Source organism: Tenacibaculum sp. HL-MS23, from assembly GCF_032463465.1.
Lineage (GTDB): Bacteria > Bacteroidota > Bacteroidia > Flavobacteriales > Flavobacteriaceae > Polaribacter > Polaribacter bernardetii.
The window spans coordinates 1,550,971-1,570,076 of record NZ_CP135989.1 but is presented as its reverse complement, the minus strand read 5'-3'; the positions used below and the strand labels follow the sequence as shown (position 1 = coordinate 1,570,076).

Here is a 19,106-nt window from a genome sequence, read left to right as displayed (position 1 = left end):
ACTATATGTTAATGGAACTTAACAAGAGTATAGTCGGTTTTAAGTCTTCAAACTTACACTTAATAATAGTTAAAAATTATCTTTAATTTAGCAAAAACCTTTTTGATGGAAAATTTATTAAAAGAAGCAGAAAATTTTGTTACGAATCTATTAAATGAAGAATTAAATCCATCATTTGTATATCATAGTGTATTTCATACGCAACATGTAGTAGATAAAACAAAAGAAATAATAGAAGGTCTTGAAATCGAAGAAAAATCAGCTCATAAATTACTATTAGCAGCATGGTTTCATGATGTTGGATACATAAAATCTATTGAAAATCACGAAGAAGAAAGCGTGAAAATTGCTGAAGGTTTTTTACAGAAACAAAAGGTTTCTGAGATTGAAATTGCTGAAATTTCTAAAATAATTTTGGCTACTAAGGTGGGGGTACAACCAGAATCTGAACTAGAGAAAATAATTTGTGATGCTGATTGTGCTCATATAGGAAGCAAGAATTTTACGGATTATACTTCTTTATTAAGAAAAGAGTGGGAGCTAACTAAAGATTATATAATCTCTGATTCGAAATGGAATACAGAGAACATTCTTTTTTTAACAAGCCATAAGTATTATACTGTTTATGCAGCCAAGAATTGGGGTAAAGCTAGAGGTAAAAATTTAGCACAACTATTAAAAAAACAGAAAAAAAGAACTCAGGAAAATAAAAAAATAAAACAAAAAAAGGCTGCATTAGATTTTAAAAAAAATAAAGTAGCGTTACCAGAACGAGGTATAGAAACAATGTTTCGTGTGGCTTTAAGAAATCATATAACTTTAAGTGATATTGCAGATACTAAGGCAAATATTTTACTGTCGGTAAATGCTATTATTATTTCTATGGCGCTGTCTACTTTAATTCCGAAATTAGATAATACCTCTAATCATTATTTAATTATTCCTTCGTTAATTTTTATAACATTTACTGTTGCTTCTATTATTTTATCAATAATGGCAACCCGCCCTAATGTTACAGAAGGTAAATTTACTAAGGAAGATGTAGCGAATAAAAAAGTAAACTTATTATTCTTCGGAAATTTTCATCAAATGAATTTGCAAGATTTTGAGTGGGGGATGGAAGAGATGATGAAAGATCGTGATTACCTATACGGTTCTCTTACTAAAGATTTATATTTTTTAGGGCTTGTTTTAAACAGAAAGTATAAGCTGTTAAGAACAACTTATACTGTTTTTATGATTGGTATAATTGTAAGTGTAATTGCTTTTGCAGTAGCCTTTAAAATACAAGATACTAGTGTTGGTTTGTTATAAGAGATTAAGAAAATAGATAATTTATTGTTTAAATTCCTGCATCAATTCATCAATAGATATTGTTTTTTCGCTATTAAAATTTTCTTGATAAATAACCTCAACACGCAAAGCTTTTAGTCCTGATACACCTTGTAAATCTTCTAACTCTAGTGTTTCTACTTTTCCGAGTAATTTTTTAGATTGTAAAAAACTAATGTACTTCATATATTCTACTGCATCTTTATCTTGCGAGTATACGATTGCTATTTTACCAGGAATAGTTAGGCGTTCTTTAGTTTTTTTAATGTGTGCTTTATCAATTCGTTTTTTTATAATCTCATACCTAATATTGTAAGCACCATCTACGTCGAATTGTTTTTCATCCATTCTAAATTTTATAGATAATGGATTGCTATGAACTAATATTAAAGAAGCTACTTGCAAGTCATGCTGCATAGATTTACGAGCTGTATTCGCAACGTTTTCCATCTCGCACATTATTTGTAATTGCCATAAGCGAAGGTTGTAAAGATAAAGCTCGTCGAACTTCTTTTCTTTAGTTAAAGATTGCCCGATATACATATTATATTCAACACCATCTGTTTTATAACGTTCAAAATAATGGGGAAACATAGCTTGCGCATTCTCTTGTTTTAAATCGATAAATTTTGCTAGTTTGTCATTTAATAGCGTTACGCTTTGCTCGTAAGCTTTTCGTTTTTCGTATACAACATGTAAGTTGTCATCTAAACGATTTATATAAGTGCCTACAATAGTTGTTAAATGACTATTGATTTCTTTAATGTGTTTAAAAATAGGGTAGATTTCACGTTTCATGAAATCTAGTATGCCAACTTCATCACCAGCCTTTAATCCTTTAAGAACATCGGTTATGTATTCGTTTAAACGAAACATTAACTCATTGTATATTGGTAGTCTTTCTGATTCACATGCTTTTTTAAGTACAGATATAGCTAATGTAAGTTGTGTTATTAAATCTTCTTTAATGGCTTCGTTTCTAGCGAAGGATGATCCTTTTATGTCTAATTGACCATATAAAGGGTATATGTCTTTAAATACGATTTGTTCAATCTTTACATGTTCTTTTTTAGAATAAAGATCGTATTGATATTGCTCTGCAGCCTCATAAAATTTCCACTTTACAGTTGGGTGTAAAGAAGTGTAATGCTTTTGAATTGTAGCTTCTAAAATATTTATATATTCTTCGGATGAGCGATCTATGGCGGCTTTAAAAACTGGAATAATATCTGTTAGTTTTTGTTGATTAACAGAGTTTAATTCATACGCTCTAGGAGAGGCAATTTCTAAAAGTGCTAAATCATTACTATCACTTGCTTTTATAGGAATTAGTAAAACACTTCCTATGTTTTTTTCTTTTAATCGTTTAGAAAAAGGATTGTTTTTTGTAGCTTCTCCATAGTTTTCGACATCAGAAATAGCAATTATTTCTTGAGCTTTAAAAATTTTAGAAACTATAGAGCTACAAAAAAAAGTATCACATGAAATTCTTTTTTCATCATCTAATAGAATAATACTTTCAGATTTTTTAATACGTGTGGATTGTAAAGATAAATCAGAAGTATCGAATACAGAAAAACCAACTTTTAGATCTTTAATATTATAAAATTCACTTAAATCTTTACGAAGTTTTTCAACAATACTACCATCGTCTTTTTGCAGTAAACTGGTTCTTATTGATGAAATATTTTCATCGGCAGTTACATCAAATAAATTCATAATGCCAAAGCCTTTAAAAATGTAGCTTTCAGGAGGGAATTTTTCTTTCCAAACATCAATATTATTATAATTATCTAAAAGAACTTTAATATCGCTTTGAGTAATTTTAGGAGCAGTATTAGTAGGAGAAATATCCATAAAATCACCATTAAAGGCAACTCTGTAATGTTTTATTAAATTGTTTTCCTTATCAGGAATATCAAAGAAAAAAGGACGTTTTAGATCTATTGGGTATTGATATACGGTGTTTAAAATAAACGTACATGCCATTATGTACATTTTATCATCATCTAGGTCTCTAACTTTTAATTCATAATCATTTCCTGCATTTTTAAGTATATTCTCTAGGCGTTTTGTGAATTTAAAAGTTGTAAAAGAAAAAGGTATTGTGGCAGCTTTAATTTCATTTAAAGTTAATATTTCGGGAAATAAAGCCTCTAATAGAAGATCAATAATAGCTTCGTGTTTTTTTAATAGCGTTATATCAGAAAATCCCGAGATGAGCTCTGGATGTTTCTCAACTTGTTTTATGATTATTTTTGCAGACGCATTAAAAGGATGCTCTTTGAAGTCATGGCTAGCATATTCTTTAAGCATATTATAAATTTTCTCAAAACTAATATTTAGCTGTAAAGGTAAATTGATGTTTTTAAACGCTTTTAATGCTCTAACTTCCATGAATTGTTTATTAAACTATTGCAAATTTACAAAATTGTACTGAGTTAGTAGTTTTTGGTTACTACCGCTTTCGTTAAACAATGAGTATAAAAAAAGTCCTTGTTAAAATAAGGACTTTTTTGTGATGTATTTCTTTGATTAAAAACGCATATTATAATCTCGTATTTTTCCTTTTTTACCTAAACTATTAAATTTCCAACTAAAGCCTAGCATAAAATATCTTTCTAACACAGTACTTTCAGAATCTTCAATATAATTAGAAGTGGCTCTACGTTGTGCATTTGTATTTTGACTTAATAAATCATATCCTTTTAAACTTATAGTTCCTTGGTCTTTTAGTACAGAGTACGCTAATGTAGCATTCCAAAACCAAGCAGATTTATTAAAACCAACAACATTAGGGTTGTAAGTGTATTTAACATCGTTTCTCCATTCTAATTTTTTTGGAAAGTTTGTTTTTGTTCTTATGGTTAAAGAATGGCTTGTGAAATTTTGATTTTGATTGGTGTTTATATCATATTTAGTTTTAGAAAAAGAAACATCATAACGTGTTTCGATAGAGATAAGTTTGTTCCAATCTAAAGTTACACCTAAGTTAGGTCTTAAAGCACTTGTTTGCGCTCCTTCTTTTATGTTATTTACAATGTTAAAGTTTTTAAAGACACTAATATTAGAGCCAGCTCTTAGTTTTAATGTGGTAATAGAATCTAATTTTACTTTTTTACTATAACTACCACCTCCCCAAAGATCATAGCCACCATCAGTATTTTCGTAAGTTGAGTTTCTTATAAATTCATCAGAAATAGATGTGTTAGAAATAATTTGATTCTTAAACATACTACCACTAACATATAAATAAATACCTGTACCAGCTTGCCAATTAAATTTGTTGAAATTAATATAAGCTCTGTGATTTTGTGTTGGTTTTAATTCTGGATTACCAGTAATTATATTTGATGGATTACTAACGTTTTCGAAAGGTTGAATTTGGTTAATACCAGGTACTCTGTTTGTTAAACGGTAATCTAAATATATAGAAGCTTTCGAGTCAAATCGGTATCTAAAACCAGCATCTAAAGCGATGTTATTAAACTTTTTGTTTAAACTTAATTCAGGACGTAATTTGTCGTTGTTCTCTAAAGTTCTGTTTACAAAGCCTGTCTCGAAATTAAAACGCCATTTTTTTGTTTTATAAATTAATTCTAGAGAAGGTGTTTTTGCGATGTCATTATACGTAAAATCCGAACTTAAACTTTCATTAAAATCGGTATACTGTTGCGAAGAATTATTAAAATCATATGTATCTTGCTTATTCTCTCTTTCATCACTTTGATAACTGTATTTAGCGTCTAAAAAGAATTTCTTTGCAACTAAAGGAAAACGATATGTTACCATGGTGTTTAAGCCTACTAAATTATCTGATATGGTACTTTCTTGATCTCTAGTTTCAGAGCTTGGGTTACTTCCAAACACTTCAATAGTTGATTTGTTTATTTCATCAGTATTAGATTCATCTATTTGATTTGTAATCGAAGCCTTAATAAACGCACCTTTTGAGCCTAATTTTTTGGTAATATCAATAGTATTTTTAAAATTATTGGCACTAGATTTAGCAAATGAATTACTCGTGTAATTGTTGGTAAGAACATTGCTTTCACTTAAAGATTCTTCCTCTCTACGATTATTTCCTTCTCTTTTGTTAAAAACAAAAGAAGGACTTATGTTAATTAAAAAAGTTGAATCTATTTCGATATCGAATTCCGTACTAACACTATGGTTATGATTTTCATCATTTGATGTAGAGGTTGCATTCGTAAAATATTTTCTATCAGGAAGCGTGTATTCTTTATTGCTTTTAGAAGCGTCATTAGAAGAACTACCCGAGTAAAAATAGTTAGCATTTACATCAACTCCTTTTCCGTATTGATCAGCATATGTTGCTCCAGCAGTTTTAGATTTTACAATTCCGCTACCTCCACCAAAACGTCTACCGTTAATGCTAAAGCTACCGTTGCCACCAATCCAGTTATTTCCACCGCCAAACATTTTTTGAATTTCACCAAAACTAAATCCAGGTGAATTTATATTGTTTGTACTTGCCAAAACACTAAAACGTTGATCGTTGTCAAAGCGATTTACCATTGTTGCTCCTTCGTAACGTTTATCGGTTCCTGCACCACCAGATACTCTACCAAACCAACCTTTATTATTTTCTTTTTTAATGGTTAGATTTATCGTTTTGTTGTTTGCATCTCCTTTTTCACCAGAAAAAGCTTCAGATTTTGATTTTGTATCTGTAATCTGAACTTTTTCAATAATATCTTTTGTCAGATTTTTTGTAGTAATACTAGGGTCATTTCCAAAAAAAGGTTTCCCGTTTACTAAAATCTTATTTACATCTTTTCCGTTAACGGTAATTTTACCGTTTTCATCAATTTCTACGCCAGGTAGTTTTTTTAATAAATCTTCAACGTTAGCATCTTTCTTTGTTTTAAAAGACTTTACATTAAACTCTAACGTGTCTGTTTTAATAGTAATAGGAGCTCTAGAGGTAACAACAATTTCATTCAGTAAATTACTTTCTTCTTCTAAGTTAATATTTCCTAACTCGAAAGTTGATTTTTTATCTAATGAAATAACTTTCGTAAAGGTATTCATTCCGATATATGATATAAATAACTTTAAATTTTTGTTATATGATTTTCCTTCTAAAGAAAAATTTCCGTTGTCATCTGATATTGTGTATGAAACAACTGTACTGTCTTTTACTTTTTCTATATGAATTGTAGCAGCCTCAATTGGCGTTTTTTCTTTTTTTGAATTTATCTTACCGGATATTTTAAATTGATAAGATTGTGCTAGCATGTTTGTAGCAAGTAATAGGGTGAAAAGTAAAAGTAGTTTTTTCATCTTTCTTTAATAGCGAGTTAGTTTATTAACAGGCAAAGAAAATGAAAAAACTACTTTGAAAATAGTTAATATATGTTAAAAATATTTTATTTCTGTCTAAAATATATGGTAATAGGTACACCGTTAAAATTATAACGCTCACGTAATTGATTTTCTAAATAACGCTTGTATGGGTCTCTAATGTACTGAGGTAAATTAGCGAAAAATGCAAACTGTGGAGTATACGTTGGTAATTGCATACAGTATTTAATTTTTACGTATTTCCCTTTAATTGCTGGAGGTGGATTTTGAGCCAAAATCTCTAACATAGTTTCGTTCAATTTGCTTGTTTGAATACGACGTTTTCTATTTTCAAAAACCTCAACAGCAGATTCAATTGCTTTAAAAATACGTTGCTTTGTTAATACTGAAGTAAATATAATAGGAACATCACTAAAAGGAGCAATTGTTTGTCTTATTTTAGCTTCAAAATCACGCATGGTGTTTGTTTCTTTCTCAATTAAATCCCATTTATTGACAAGTATAACAACTCCCTTTTTGTTTTTCTCTGCTAGCCAAAATATTTTTTCATCTTGCCCTTCAAAATCACGAGTTGCATCAACTACTAAAACAGCAACATCACAGTGTTCAATTGCACGAACAGCTCTCATAACAGAGTAGAATTCTAAATCTTCTTTTACTTTCGATTTTTTTCTAATTCCAGCAGTATCTACTAAATTAAATTCAAAACCAAAACGATTATATTTTGTGTCAATAGAATCTCTAGTTGTACCGGCTATATTAGTAACGATATTTCTATCTTCTCCTATTAAAGCATTAATAAATGAAGATTTACCAGCATTAGGACGACCTACAATGGCAAAACGAGGAAGTTCATTCTCTTCAATTTCTTCTTCTTCAGGAATCTCTTTGGCAACAGCATCTAACAATTCACCTGTTCCACTTCCGTTTATAGAAGAAATGGTGTGGTAATCACCTAAGCCAAGGTTGTAAAATTCAACAGCATCAGCATCACGCATTGCATTATCTACCTTATTAACAGCCATAATAAGAGGCTTTTTAACTTGGCGTAAAATTTTTGCAACTTCAGCATCCATAGGCGTAATTCCTTGCTCAACATCAACTACAAAAATTATAATGTCAGCTTCATCAATAGCTAACTGTACTTGTTTGCGTATTTCTCCTTCAAAAATATCATCCGACCCGACAACATATCCACCAGTATCAATTACAGAAAATTCCTTTCCGTTCCATTCAGACTTTCCGTAGTGTCTATCTCTTGTAACTCCACTTACAGAATCTACAATAGCTTCACGACGTTGTACTAAACGGTTAAATAAAGTGGACTTACCTACATTAGGTCTTCCAACAATGGCAACAATACTACTCATTATGCAAAAATTTGTGCAAAGATACAACTTACGTTATGAAATTAAGCGAAATTTTTAATAGTATAGTATTTTTACTACATTGTGGCGAATATTATAAAAATATGAAGGATCAATTATATAATCAGATTTTTTTAAAACCCAGATTTCAAATTGATTTTAATATGAATTCGGTAGTTTTATTAAGTGAAATTAAAAAACATTTATCGGATGTAACAATATATGAAATGAGAATGGTAGACAATCATGTAATTATTGATGTGCCTAAAAAAGAAACTCATTTTTGGTCACCTCAGTTATACCTCGAAATAGAAGAACTGTCTGAAACAACTTCTTTAGTTAAAGGCTTATTTGGGCCGAAGCCACAAGTGTGGACATTTTTTATGTTTTTACACTTCGTTGTGGCTATTGTTTTTTTAATTTTCGGAGTAATAGTATACAGTAATTGGTCTTTACAAAAGGTTTCTGTATTTCCTGTTGTAATGCTTGTTGTTTTAGCTATTATATGGGTAATATTTTACTTTGTAGGACGTTTAGGGAAAGCTACAGGTAAAAAACAAATGGATAGTTTAAAAAAATTCACAAAATTATTATTACAAAAGATAAATTAATCTTTATAACCGAAACGTTTTAATTGACGCTCATTGGATCTCCAGTTTTTATTTACTTTTACATAAAGTTCTAGAAATACTTTTTTATCAAAAAAGACTTCTAAGTCTTTGCGTGATTCTGTTCCTACACGTTTAAGTGCTGCACCTTTATGCCCAATTATAATACCTTTTTGAGTGTCACGTTCAACCATAATAATAGCGCGAATTTTTATAATGTCTTCTTCTTCTACAAATTCTTCAGTTTCTACTTCTATAGAGTATGGAATTTCTTTTTTGTAGTGTGTTAGGATTTTCTCTCGTATTTTTTCGTTTACAAAAAAACGTTCTGGCTTGTCTGTCAATTGATCTTTCGGATAAAAAGCAGGGCCTTCTGGTAATAACTCTTTAATTTTGGTAAAGACAGAATCGATATTGAATCTTTCTAAGGCAGAAATTACATATACAAAGGCATTTGGTACTTTGTTTTTCCAGTACTCAATTTTTTCTTCAACCTCTTCTTGTGATGATTTATCAATTTTATTTAATAATAATATGACAGGGATTTCACTGTGAATTATCTTATTAAAGAAAGCTTCATTTTTTAATTCCTTTTCACCAACTTCAACCATGTAAATTAACACATCGGCATCATCAAAAGCAGCTTTTACAAAATCCATCATAGAATGCTGCAGCTCATAAGCAGGTTTAATAATTCCTGGAGTGTCAGAAAAAACTACTTGATGATCATCGTCATTTACAATACCTAAAATACGATGCCTTGTAGTTTGGGCTTTAGAAGTGATGATTGATAATTTTTCGCCAACCAATGCGTTCATTAATGTTGATTTACCAACATTTGGGTTCCCGATGATGTTTACAAATCCTGCTTTATGTGTCATGAGGCAAAGATAAGCTGTTTCAATTAAATAAGAATTTTTTTATGTAGCTGTTATTGTTGTAGTTAAGAAAAAGTTTGTTTTAAAAAGCTATTTTGTTAGGATAGAAGGAATAAATAACGGTATATTTGCACTCGAAATCGCGGGATAGAGCAGTAGGTAGCTCGTCGGGCTCATAACCCGAAGGTCACTGGTTCGAGTCCAGTTCCCGCTACTATAAAACACCTTACTTTATAAAGTAAGGTGTTTTTTTATGCTCTTAAGAGGTAGTTGTTTGCTGCAGTAAGATGGTTTTGTTGTTTTTCTTCAGGCATTTTATCAAACATATGAACTAGCATTCCTAATCGAGGATTTGATAAAAAGAAATCACGATGTGTATGCATAAAACGCCAAAAAAGCCCATCCCAAGTTTTTTGCCACTCACCTTTTTTATAATTACTCATTTTTAGTATATAATTACTGCCACTTATGTATGGTTTTGTAGCCATTAAACCTCCATCGGCATATTGGCTCATTCCGTAAACATTTGTAACCATTACCCAATCATAAGCATCAATAAAAAGCTCCATAAACCATTTGTAAACTTCATTTGGATCAAATTCACACAACATCATAAAGTTTCCTAAAATCATCAGCCTCTCAATGTGGTGGCAATAACCTGTTTGTAATACTTTTTTTATAGTTTTATCAATTGGTAAAATACCTGTAGTACCATTGTAAAAAGAAGCGGGTATTTTCTTTTTAAATTTCCAGAAATTAGTAGTTCTTTCGTCCCTTCCTCGGACTTCATAAACGCCTCTTATAAATTCTCGCCACCCAATAATCTGACGAACAAAACCTTCTGTTGAGTTAATAGGTATTTTATTTTCTATAGCGTATTGTAAGCAAGCATCAATAATTTGTTTGGGTGTTATTAAACCTACGTTTAACATGGGAGTTAATACACTGTGGTTTAGTATTGAGTTTTCTGCGACAATAGCATCTTCATAAGTGCCAAAATCCATAAAACGATGTTCGAAAAATTGGTACAACCATTGCTTTGTAGTTTTGTAATTTGTGGGATATAAAGAATATTCGGTAAGATTGCCTAGATTGTTTGAGAAATGTTTAGCTACATATTTTTGAGCCTCTATGTAATATGAGTCTGCATCTGGGAAATGTATTGTTGGTGGTGTTTTTTTGGCAGGATATTTTTTTCTGTTTTCAGTATCAAATGTCCATTTGCCTCCAACGGGATTGTTATCTGAGTCTATAAGAATTTTACGGGCTTTACGTTGGGCGATGTAAAAAGGTGTTTGATGATATTTTTTATTATCCTTAGTAATAAGTGCAGAAATCTCTTTTTTAGTGTTTAAAAAAAGTGGTGAATTGTATTTTTTGATGGAGATATCATTTTCTAAAGAACCTTTTTCTATTCTTTTTTGAAGCCAATCGTCAGTAGTGTCTATATAATTTATGTGTGTTATTCCTTGTTTTTTTAAAAAAGGAATTAAAGTTCTTATATCTGATTTTTTATCTATAGCTTCAATATAGTTAACCTCTATGCTTTTGTCTTCTTTAAGAAAATCAGCGTACTTTTTCATTGTTGCTCTATGAAAAGCTATTTTTTGCTTATGAAAGTTGTAGTGTTTAAAAAATAAAAACTCTTCAATTAAATAGGTAGAAGCTTCTGTATTGAAAAGTGGTGATTTTTCAAATAATTGATGAGGAAATATAAGGTTTGCTTGTTTCATTTGTTTTTTCGGCAGCGTTGACTGCAGTATTTTACATCTTACCAGTTTTTTTTCCATTTCTTACGCCAAGAAAAAGGGAGCTTACAAACGAGGCATATTTTTTTAGGAAGATGTTGTTTTTTCATTTTAGAAATTAAAACTTTTTAGTTTTTTTGTTAACGTGGATGTTAAGAATTCTATTTTTTTCTTTTTGTACAGCAGGATGTTTTTTGTGTGCCCATATTTTATCTCTAGCAGTACGGGCGCTTTCTTGTAGGTTTACAATTGGCAACGGATAGTCTTCACCAATAAATGTTTTACAAAAAACCTGCTCTATATATGTCATTTTCCATGGTTCGTGAATGTTAGCGGTAGGAACATTTGAGAGTTCTGGAATCCATTTTTTTATAAATACACCTTGCGGATCATGTTCATAAGAGTTCTTTACAGGGTTGTATAATCGAACTGTGTTGATACCTGTTGTACCTGCTTGCATTTGAAATTGAGGATAATGAATACCAGGTTCATAGTCTAAAAAATACCTAGCTAAATGATAAGTTCCCTCTCTCCAATCTTGATCGAGATTTAGAGTTAAAAACGACACAAGCATTGCTCGCATTCTAAAATTAATCCATCCAGTTTCCTCTAAAGCTCGCATGCAAGCATCAATTAAAGGATAACCAGTAGTTCCTGTTTTCCACGCCTTAATGTAGTCGGTGTTTTTTTTATGCTCTAATAATTCATAACCTTTATTTATACAAAGAGTCTCATAACTACATTCAACCTCAAACTTTTGAATAAAATGACAATGCCAATGTAAGCGTGTTAACATTCCGCTAAAAGCTCTATCGTTTTTAGTTCCGTTAGGGTGTGTGCCTATAAATTGAAAAACTTGTTTGATACTGATGTTTCCCCAAGCTAAATAAGGAGAGAGTCGGCTACACGCCATTCTGCTTTCCGTGGGTTTTGATATGTGTTTATGGTAATTAAAACCTCTTTTTAATGTAAATGATTTTAAGTAGTGCCATGCATTTTGCTCCCCAGCAGGTTGTAGGTGTGAAGGGTAGTTTTCTAATTTTGCTTTTAACTCCTTAGGTATTTTAAAAGGATGCGTTATGTTGATACTTGTTTTATTAGAATACTGATTGTTAATAACGGGTTGGTGCATTGTTTTATGCCATTCATTATTCCAATTTTTCCTATTCTTAATGCCTCTTAAAATACCATCACGCTGATATTGTTTCCAAAATATTGAATTTTTTTCACAAAAAAGAGCTACTTTTTTATCTCGTTCCCAGGTTATTTTGGTACCACTTTCTTGGTAGCTAAATATTTTGTTTATATTAAAATTAGTATTTAAGTAAGTGAAAATAGTTAGGCTATTTTCATAAAACAAATGCACACTTTTATTGTGTTTTTTTAAAGTAGTGTTAAGTGCTTTTATAGAGTGGTATATAAAGCTAAGATGTCTTAGGCTAGTATCAGGGTGCTCAATAATTTTAGGCTCAAATAAGTAGATAATTATATATGGAATGTCTGATTTTTCAGCATTAAATAAAGGCTCGTGATCTAAAGAACGTAAATCACGCTTTAGCCAAACAATATTTATAGTATGCTTATCCAAACTTTATCTCTTGCTTATTTTATTGCCAGAAATAGCTTTCTGACGAGAGCATTTAAACCTAGTTATGTCTGAATTACGTTTTTTTAAATGTTTTTGACTTACGCCGCTATTTACACGTTTTCGCCATCGCTTAAAACTAGATTCTTTTAAATTCCCCCTCATTAATTTAATAACCTCTTTTTCGGGTAATTCAAACTGAAATAAAATAGCTTCAAAAGGAGTTCTGTCTTCCCAAGCCATTTCTATAATTCTATTTAGTTCTCTTTCTGTAAATTTATGATTGTGTAGTGCCATACTAAAATTAAATTTTTTCCCAAATTTGATCTACATTCAAGTAAAAACTACCTAAAGAATTAAAGTTACATTCATTAGGTGATATGATAGATAAAAAATTTTCATTATCATTTCTTTTGTACAAATGGTATACTTGACCGATAATAGGTTCAAAAGAAAATTTAGCAGCAAATATTAAGTTATTATACTCAAACTGTTGCATCATCTTTTCATATTCATCTTTAAGTGCTAAATATTTGGCCGCTACTTTATGATTTATTTTATTAATACTTCTGTTCTTCCATGCAATTGTATCTGTAGTTGTAATTACTGGTGCACCAACTGATGTTGCATATGGCTTAAGAGCTGCGTCGTATTTTTGAGTTTCTGTATTAAAAACTACATTATCAGGTTTTTTATCTTGTATCATAAAAAAAGGTTAATTCAGTTTTTCTATTTGTTTCATTATTTCTTCAGCTTCCATGGTCTTTTGATCACTCATTTTTCTGTTAACCGTAGATAAACTATAGGCTTCTTTTAAAAGTTGTTTATATTGATCTTGTAATTTTTCTTTTGACGATTTTTTTTTAAACAATCCAAACATACGCGCAGTTTTTTGTGAGAATGACAAATAATATTTTTGTAAAGATATAAAATGTTTAACAAATATAATTATTGATTAAACAAAATGACTTGTTTATGTTTTTTTGATAAATAAATTTATATTTTTTGTTTTAATGTAATTAAAAGTAGTACATTTGCACTCGAAATCGCGGGATAGAGCAGTAGGTAGCTCGTCGGGCTCATAACCCGAAGGTCACTGGTTCGAGTCCAGTTCCCGCTACTACAAAAGAGTAATCAGAAATGATTACTCTTTTTTTTTGTTCGAATATTTAAAAAGTTAAACTTTTTAAATGTAACCGAATTTAATATAGAAAGGTGTTATTTTTACAAAAATTAGAACAACCGTATTAATTGTATAATAATGAAGAAATTAGTATCAGTATTACTATTTATAATAAGTCTTGTTTCTTATGGGCAAATTCACAGCCCAGTAAAATGGACAACATCAGTAAAAAAGATATCAAATCAAGAAATAGAATTAATTGCCACAGCAATACTTGATGATGAATGGCATATCTATTCTCAGGAAATACCTAAAGGAGGTCCTATACCTACATTATTTTCATTTATAGGAGATAAAAGATATTTAAAAAAAGGAAATACAAAAGAAGACGAAGGACATGTTGTAGATGATGAAATGTTTGATATGCGTATTAAATATTTTGATGAAAAAGCAGTTTTTAAACAACGTATTAGGTTAAAAACACAAGAGAAGTTTATTATTAAAGGTACTGTAGAGTATATGGTTTGTTCAGATGAAAATTGTTTACCCCCTAAAGAAGAAGATTTATCTTTTATGATTAATTAAATAATACATCAATATAATTTAGATGAAAAAAATAACGCTACTACTGCTGGTTTTGTTAATCAGCACAATAACAGTAAGAGGTCAGATATTTAATCCTATAAAATGGACAACGAAAGTTGAGAAAATATCAGATTCAAAATATAAATTAATTACAGAAGCTACTATAAAGGAAAACTGGAGTCTCTATTCTCAGGAAGTACCAAAAGGCGGTCCAATACCAACCACTTTTACCTATGATGATAATGGCGGTAGTTTAAAGTTAGTAGGAAATACAAAAGAGCCTAAAGGAAAAGTTAAATTCACAAAGCTTTTTAATGAGGAGGGAATGAATATTAAGTCATTCGCTTATAAAGCTGTTTTTGAACAAGAAATAGAATTAGTAGACTTAAAAGTTAAAGAAGTAATTGCATTTGTTGAGTTTATTGCATGTACAGACGAAAAGTGTTTGCCTCCAAAAGAAATCGATTTAGTTTTTGATTTGACAAAGAGCGTTTCTAAGAGCAACGCGATTGCTAATAAAGCTAAATCTGATAATGACTCTGAAGAAAGTAAAAAAGGATTATTAAGTATTTTCTTTATTGCTTTTTTATCTGGTTTTGCAGCATTGTTAACACCTTGTGTTTTTCCGATGATTCCTATGACAGTAAGCTTTTTTACAAAACAAAGTAAAAGCAAAGCTAAAGGAATTAAAAATGCCATTATTTATGGGGTATCGATTATTGCAATATATGTTTTATTAGGTACAGTTGTAACCGGTGTTTTTGGGGCTGATGCATTAAACGCACTATCAACTAATGTTTGGTTTAATATTTCATTTTTCTTGATATTAGTAATTTTTGCTGTATCTTTTTTAGGTGCTTTTGAGATTACCTTACCAAGTTCTTGGGCTACAAAAGTAGATTCGCAAGCAGATAGGGGAGGTTTAATTGGTATCTTTTTCATGGCGTTAGCTTTAGCAATTGTATCATTTTCTTGTACAGGGCCTATTGTAGGTACATTATTAGTTGAAGCAGCATCAAAAGGAGGTTTAGCACCTATAATTGGTATGCTAGGGTTTTCTTTAGCCATTGCATTGCCATTTGCATTATTTGCAGCGTTTCCGGGTTGGTTAAATTCATTACCAAAATCTGGCGGATGGTTAAATACAGTAAAAGTTGTTTTAGGGTTTTTAGAATTAGCATTGGCATTTAAATTTTTATCGAATGCCGATTTAGTAATGCAATTACACTTATTAGAAAGAGAAGTTTTTATTGCAATATGGATTGCTATATTTGGTGCTTTAACACTTTATTTATTAGGTAAAATACAATTACCTCACGATAGTCCACAAAAGCATATTTCTGTAGGAAGATTATCTTTAGGGTTGGTTGTAGGAGCATTTACTATTTATATGTTGCCTGGTTTATGGGGTGCGCCTTTAAACTTAATAAGTGCTTTTCCGCCACCGCAACATTATAGCGAATCGCCATACGGAGTAGGGTATACAAAACAAAATTCAATTACTGTTTCTAGTAGTAAAACAGATACTCATAGTAATTTACCTGAAGGGGCTCATTTAATGCCACCTCACGACATTGTTTCTTTTCATGATTACGATAAAGGCCTTGCATATGCAAAGAAAATTGGTAAGCCGGTAATGATAGATTTTACGGGTCATGCTTGTGTTAATTGCCGTAAGATGGAACAAAATGTTTGGGTAAAACCTAAAGTGCTTGATGTTTTAAAAAATAAAGTTGTTTTAATTTCTTTATATGTTGATGATAAAAGAGCTTTAAACAAAGATGAGGTTGTAGATTCTAAATTGAATCCAGGTAAAAAGTTAAAATATATAGGTCAAAAATGGAGTGAATTACAAACTTTAAAATACAAAGCAAACTCACAGCCATTTTATGTATTAATGGCTCATGATGAAACAAACTTAATAGATCCGGTTTCTTATACACCAAATGCTGATGAATATTATAATTGGTTAGAAAAAGGAATTGGTAATTTTAAAAAATAGCTTTTTTAAAAAAAACACTTTAGGTTTCCCTAAAGTGTTTTTTTTGAATTTATATGTTATTGTTATAAATTTTATCAACGGTTATAATTCTATAAGTAGCAGAATTTACTGTAATTTTTATATTATTTGTACTATTTGAAATATAGAAATTCTTGCCAATCTTTTCAAAACACTTCAAATCAGCTTCTTTTATTGATTCGTATATCAAGGTTTCTATTTCTTTTTTAGAAAATAAAGTAGACAATTTTTTATTTATTCTCTGATAAACTAATGCTGTATAGCAATGTTTCTTTAAAATAACACTTTTATTTATTAGCATTTTATTTTAAGTGATACAATTTTTTATTTATTTTAAAGTTATTTAAATAACACGCACTTATAGATTTTTGCAAAAATCTCTTTATGGTTTTAAAAAACCTTCTGAAGAAAAGAATATGTGTAAAGTGTAAATTGAGGCACCAGTTTGTTTAATTTATTAGAAAAAACCCTTCAAATTTCTTAAAATTAAAAAAAAACGAAACTGGCACTTTTTCAATTTCTTTTTCTACCACAAAAGTAAAATTAGTTTCGTTAATTCCCTTAAATTAATTGTTAAATTTTATAGTATATGTCGTGGTCTTGTAAAGTTTTAGTTAAGAGATATATAGATATCTAATAGCTTTTTTACAAAGTTAATTTATTAAATAATGCACTTACTTTTTATATATTAAGAGTATTTCTTGTTTCACTTGTTTATATTTGAGGGCTATTAGTAAATTAAAACTTATGAAAAGAATTGTAGTCTTGTTTTTTTTAATTTTTTTATCTAAAACATACGGTCAGGAAACATTACCAATCTATGCAGATTATTTATCTGATAATGTTTATTTATTACACCCAACCGCAGCAGGTATTGGTGATTGTGGTAAGTTGCGTTTAACAGCCCGTCAGCAATGGATTGGAGTAAAAGATGCTCCTTCTCTACAAACAGCAAGTTTTCATGCTAAGTTTAATGAGAATTCTAACGCTGCTTACGGATTTATACTTTTTAATGATAAAAATGGATACCATTCGCAAAAAGGTTTACAAGCTACTTATGCTTATCACCTAAACTTAGGTAACGAAAATTTATTTAAACAGTTATCATTTGGTCTATCTATGTCTGTTGTTCAAAACGAAGTTGACCAAACAAGGTTTGTAAATGACCCCGCTGTCAGTCAAATTATACAAAGTGATTTTTATTTTAATGCTGATTTTGGACTTTCTTATCATCATAAAGGTTTTTCATCTTATTTTACAGTAAAAAATATTATGCTTTCAGCAAAAAATGATTTGAACCCCGATTTTGAATCTCTTAATTTGAGAAATTATATTGTCGGTGCTGGTTATTTTTTCGGAGATGAAGATAAACTACAATTCGAACCATCTGCAATGTTACAATATAAAGAACAAACAGGTGAAAAGATTGCTGATGTAAACTTTAAAATTTATAAAAAATTAGAAACAACTCAGTTGTGGGCAGCACTTTCGTATCGTAGGAGCTTAGATAGTAGTGTATTTGGTGATGCTCATTATATAACTCCAATAGTTGGGGTAAATTATAAAAATTTAATGTTTGCCTATACTTACACGCAACAAAGTGGTGATGTTGTTTTCTCTAACGGTGGATTTCACCAATTATCTTTTGGAATAAATGTGTTATGCCGAAAGCGTAGAGGATCAGCTTGCCCTAATATAAACGGAAGCTTTTAAAAATCTAAATAAGCCACAGTTGCTCTTTTATAATCCTCTAAAATAAGATCTAAAACGGTTTTGTCTTTATTGGTGTAAAAAATATTCTCAATATCAACAGTTGAATTTGAAATAAGGTTTTCTCTTATTAAAATATTTTTTGTTTGTCTTGCAACAGCCTCACCAGAATCAATAATACGCACAGTATTTCCTACTATTTCTTTTATTTGAGGAATAAGGTATGGGTAATGTGTACAGCCTAAGACAATATAGTCACATTTAGAATAAAGCATTGGTTTTAAGTGTTTCTTTAGTAAATTTGTCATTTCTGTTGAATGAATTTTACCATTTTCAATAAGTTCAACAAGGCCAGTTCCAATTTGTTCTATAATCGTGATGCTATTATCTATCGTTGCAGACGTTTGTTCAAATAGTCTGCTATTAAGTGTTCCTTTGGTGGCTAAAATACCAATAATACCTCTTTTGGTTTGAATAGAAGCAGGCTTAATTGCTGGCTCAATACCTATAATCGGTAAGTTATAATTATTCCTTAAATAATCTATTGCATTTGTGGTAGCAGTATTACAGGCTACAACGACAAGTTTACAGCCTTTGTTTATTAATAATTCTGTGTTTTTAATTGATAAATCTAAAATCTCTTCCTTTGTTTTTTGCCCATAGGGAGCGTTTTTACTATCAGACAGGTATATCGTACTTTCCTTTGGTAATAGAGCGTTAATTTCCTTCCAAATAGAGGTGCCTCCAATTCCAGAGTCGAATATACCAATAGGTTTTTGATTGTCTTTTTTCATAATATAACAAAAATAAAAATCCTGCTGA

Annotated in this window: 17 protein-coding genes and 2 tRNA genes; 7 read left to right on the top strand and 12 right to left on the bottom strand. The window is 30.2% G+C overall.

Going from position 1 to position 19,106, the window contains the following annotated elements:
* Positions 1-105: 105 nt before the first annotated feature.
* The gene (locus tag RRF68_RS07280; RefSeq protein WP_218771468.1) at positions 106-1,314 is read left to right on the top strand and encodes a Pycsar system effector family protein; all 1,209 of its coding nucleotides are present in this window, start codon (positions 106-108) and stop codon (positions 1,312-1,314) included.
* 21 nt (positions 1,315-1,335) lie between these two features.
* Here RRF68_RS07280 and RRF68_RS07275 read toward each other — a convergent pair whose 3' ends face one another.
* The 3 genes from RRF68_RS07275 to der form a co-directional block, all read right to left on the bottom strand.
* Complete coding sequence (locus tag RRF68_RS07275) at positions 1,336-3,729, bottom strand: GAF domain-containing protein (RefSeq protein ID WP_315943929.1); 2,394 nt, start codon at positions 3,727-3,729, stop codon at positions 1,336-1,338.
* A gap of 138 nt (positions 3,730-3,867) precedes the next feature.
* Positions 3,868-6,639 (bottom strand): outer membrane beta-barrel protein, encoded by a 2,772-nt coding sequence (locus tag RRF68_RS07270; RefSeq protein ID WP_315943928.1) that lies wholly within the window; start codon positions 6,637-6,639, stop codon positions 3,868-3,870.
* An 86-nt stretch (positions 6,640-6,725) separates the two neighbouring features.
* Positions 6,726-8,030 carry a ribosome biogenesis GTPase Der gene (gene der / locus RRF68_RS07265; protein WP_218771465.1) on the bottom strand — a complete coding sequence of 435 codons (1,305 nt, stop codon included), beginning with the start codon at positions 8,028-8,030 and terminating at the stop codon, positions 6,726-6,728.
* A gap of 161 nt (positions 8,031-8,191) precedes the next feature.
* Here der and RRF68_RS07260 point away from each other — a divergent pair, with 161 nt between their 5' ends.
* Positions 8,192-8,638 (top strand): GTP-binding protein, encoded by a 447-nt coding sequence (locus RRF68_RS07260; protein ID WP_315943927.1) that lies wholly within the window; start codon positions 8,192-8,194, stop codon positions 8,636-8,638.
* Here RRF68_RS07260 and era read toward each other — a convergent pair.
* On the bottom strand, positions 8,635-9,516 hold the full coding sequence (gene era, locus RRF68_RS07255; protein ID WP_218771463.1) for a GTPase Era: 882 nt from the start codon (positions 9,514-9,516) through the stop codon (positions 8,635-8,637). The genes RRF68_RS07260 and era overlap by 4 nt on opposite strands.
* 138 nt (positions 9,517-9,654) lie before the next feature.
* Here era and RRF68_RS07250 point away from each other — a divergent pair.
* Positions 9,655-9,727, top strand: a tRNA-Met gene (locus RRF68_RS07250).
* A gap of 37 nt (positions 9,728-9,764) precedes the next feature.
* Here RRF68_RS07250 and RRF68_RS07245 read toward each other — a convergent pair.
* From RRF68_RS07245 to RRF68_RS07220, 6 genes are read right to left on the bottom strand one after another with little or no spacing between them, the layout of a single operon-like run.
* Positions 9,765-11,246, bottom strand: a complete 1,482-nt coding sequence (locus tag RRF68_RS07245) for a cryptochrome/photolyase family protein (protein ID WP_315943926.1) — start codon at positions 11,244-11,246, stop codon at positions 9,765-9,767.
* Between the two features lie 38 nt (positions 11,247-11,284).
* Positions 11,285-11,371 carry a DUF2256 domain-containing protein gene (locus RRF68_RS07240; RefSeq protein WP_410016843.1) on the bottom strand — a complete coding sequence of 29 codons (87 nt, stop codon included), beginning with the start codon at positions 11,369-11,371 and terminating at the stop codon, positions 11,285-11,287.
* Between the two features lie 8 nt (positions 11,372-11,379).
* Positions 11,380-12,849, bottom strand: a complete 1,470-nt coding sequence (locus RRF68_RS07235; protein ID WP_315943925.1) for a cryptochrome/deoxyribodipyrimidine photo-lyase family protein — start codon at positions 12,847-12,849, stop codon at positions 11,380-11,382.
* Positions 12,850-12,852: 3 nt separating this feature from the next.
* Positions 12,853-13,143 (bottom strand): TIGR03643 family protein, encoded by a 291-nt coding sequence (locus tag RRF68_RS07230; protein ID WP_275315753.1) that lies wholly within the window; start codon positions 13,141-13,143, stop codon positions 12,853-12,855.
* A 7-nt stretch (positions 13,144-13,150) separates the two neighbouring features.
* A complete protein-coding gene (locus tag RRF68_RS07225) occupies positions 13,151-13,552 on the bottom strand; it encodes a DUF2452 domain-containing protein (RefSeq protein ID WP_218771458.1) in 402 nt (133 codons plus the stop codon).
* A 9-nt stretch (positions 13,553-13,561) separates the two neighbouring features.
* The gene (locus RRF68_RS07220; protein WP_315945370.1) at positions 13,562-13,726 is read right to left on the bottom strand and encodes a Lacal_2735 family protein; all 165 of its coding nucleotides are present in this window, start codon (positions 13,724-13,726) and stop codon (positions 13,562-13,564) included.
* Positions 13,727-13,893: 167 nt separating this feature from the next.
* Here RRF68_RS07220 and RRF68_RS07215 point away from each other — a divergent pair.
* From RRF68_RS07215 to RRF68_RS07205, 3 genes are all read left to right on the top strand, one after another.
* Positions 13,894-13,966, top strand: a tRNA-Met gene (locus RRF68_RS07215).
* A 141-nt stretch (positions 13,967-14,107) separates the two neighbouring features.
* Positions 14,108-14,554, top strand: coding sequence for a protein-disulfide reductase DsbD domain-containing protein (locus RRF68_RS07210; protein WP_218771456.1), 447 nt, complete (start codon positions 14,108-14,110; stop codon positions 14,552-14,554).
* Between the two features lie 22 nt (positions 14,555-14,576).
* Positions 14,577-16,556 carry a protein-disulfide reductase DsbD family protein gene (locus RRF68_RS07205; RefSeq protein ID WP_315943924.1) on the top strand — a complete coding sequence of 660 codons (1,980 nt, stop codon included), beginning with the start codon at positions 14,577-14,579 and terminating at the stop codon, positions 16,554-16,556.
* Between the two features lie 49 nt (positions 16,557-16,605).
* Here RRF68_RS07205 and RRF68_RS12805 read toward each other — a convergent pair whose 3' ends face one another.
* A complete protein-coding gene (locus RRF68_RS12805) occupies positions 16,606-16,875 on the bottom strand; it encodes a DUF3781 domain-containing protein (protein WP_410016830.1) in 270 nt (89 codons plus the stop codon).
* A gap of 446 nt (positions 16,876-17,321) precedes the next feature.
* Here RRF68_RS12805 and RRF68_RS07200 point away from each other — a divergent pair, with 446 nt between their 5' ends.
* Positions 17,322-18,287, top strand: a complete 966-nt coding sequence (locus tag RRF68_RS07200; protein ID WP_315943923.1) for a type IX secretion system membrane protein PorP/SprF — start codon at positions 17,322-17,324, stop codon at positions 18,285-18,287.
* Here the strand turns inward: RRF68_RS07200 and murI are convergent.
* Positions 18,284-19,078, bottom strand: a complete 795-nt coding sequence (murI, locus tag RRF68_RS07195; RefSeq protein ID WP_315943922.1) for a glutamate racemase — start codon at positions 19,076-19,078, stop codon at positions 18,284-18,286. The genes RRF68_RS07200 and murI overlap by 4 nt on opposite strands.
* Between the last annotated feature and the right edge of the window lie 28 nt (positions 19,079-19,106).